The organism is Caballeronia temeraria, assembly GCF_001544795.2.
Taxonomy (GTDB): Bacteria; Pseudomonadota; Gammaproteobacteria; order Burkholderiales; family Burkholderiaceae; genus Caballeronia; species Caballeronia temeraria.
This window is the reverse complement of the sequence record NZ_FCOI02000102.1, coordinates 1-1,548: the sequence shown is the minus strand read 5'-3', so window position 1 is coordinate 1,548 and position 1,548 is coordinate 1. Positions and strand designations below refer to the sequence as shown.

At 55.8% G+C, this 1,548-nt stretch carries 2 protein-coding genes; both read right to left on the bottom strand.

What is annotated here, in order from left to right; all coding sequences use genetic code 11:
* Window positions 1-547: 547 nt before the first annotated feature.
* Window positions 548-805: a hypothetical protein gene (locus tag AWB76_RS38605; RefSeq protein WP_061165324.1), complete on the bottom strand. Its 258-nt coding sequence runs from the start codon at window positions 803-805 to the stop codon at window positions 548-550.
* Between the two features lie 533 nt (window positions 806-1,338).
* Window positions 1,339-1,548: hypothetical protein (locus AWB76_RS38600; protein ID WP_063936459.1), on the bottom strand; the 210-nt coding region annotated here is incomplete at its 5' end.

Sequence of the window (1,548 nt, the reverse complement as noted above, 5' to 3'; positions counted from 1 at the left end):
GAGAAGCCGCCGTTGTAGTTGGAGTTGATGCCGTTGTTCTGGAAGATGCTCGAGCCGCCGACGATGGCGCCCATTTCAGCACGGCCGAGTTCTTTGCTGACAGCGAGGTTTTCGATCTTCAACATGATGTAGCTCCTGGATTTGGCTGGTTGGATGAGCACCAATCGTTGCGCTCGCAGCTACATATGCGAGGGCTGTGCCAGAGGCCGCTAGAAGATCTGTTCGGTTAATCTAAGCCATTGATAGATATAGAAAAATAATTTTAAAACAGCAATTATGGGCGAGCCTTGAGGATCATTGCTGGAGATCGATTGTTGGTCGCCGAAAGACAGAAACGCGAAACGTGTCGGGAATGGACGAACAGTGCCAGACGCGCGAACAAGTGCGCTTCATATGATTTGGAATCCGAAATATGTTTGGTCAAACAGAAACGCTCATAACGAGCGCGAGGCATTGCGGAGGAAGGGGAAGAACGGCGGGAGGGAGAATAGAAAAAGGGAGGAAGGAAACAGCGCGTTTCCTTCCTCCCTTCGCAGACGGAACTGTTTTACAGCTTCGCGCCTTCGATCAGGCTGCCCACCGAAGCGAGCGTCTTCGTGACGTTCGTCAGATCGACGTTGGTATGCGTGGAAGCATCGACTTGCGTAACGGGCGCGACGTTGGTCTGCGGGCTGGCGAACGAGAAGCCAGTCACGGCGTTGGAGTTGATGCCGTTGTTCTGGAAGATGCTCGCGCCGCCGACGATGGCGCCCATTTCAGCGCGGTCGAGTTCTTTGCTAACGGCGAGGTTGTCGATCTTCAGCATGATGTGTCTCCTGGGACTGGGTGGGTTGGTTGAGCACCAATCGTTGCGCTCGCATCTCACTATGCGAGGGCCGTGCCAGAAGCATCTGGAAGGACTGTTCGGTTAATCCAACTCGTTGAAGTGCAAGGAAAATAAAGGCCGACGCCGCAAATCTCGCATGATCGGCGCGAGCGCCGTTGCAGGCATTCGTCGGATGCAGGAAGACGTATCGCCGCGACATGTCGGTGCGCGACCGACAACCGTATCGAACGCTAAAGAATCGCCATCGACTCGGTCATGTTCTGCCGCATGTAGTCGAGGAAGCGCTTCTGAAAGAGCATCGTATGCTCGTGCGCGAGCCTTCTAGAGAGTCAAAAAAGAGACTGTCAACCAGGCGATTGCCCTTAGCGGCAAAAATCGTCGGGCGTGAGTTTTGTGGGCGTTACGTAAGGAAAGGGCGGCCGGTGATTTCGCGCGTTGCGCGCGGTGGCCTGACAAGCTGACGAGAGGGAGAAGGAAACGTCGTGGTTCCTTCTCCCTTCGAGGGATGCTGCTTACAGCTTCGTACCGAGCACTTCGCTGCCGACCGTCGCGAGCGTCTTCGTGATGTTGGTCAGATCGACGTTCGTGTGCGTCGAGGCATCGACCTGCGTCACCGGCGCGACGTTGGTCTGCGGGCTGGCGAACGAGAAGCCGCCGTTGTAGTTGGAGTTGATGCCGTTGTTCTGGAAGATGCTCGAGCCGCCGACGATGGCGCCCATTTC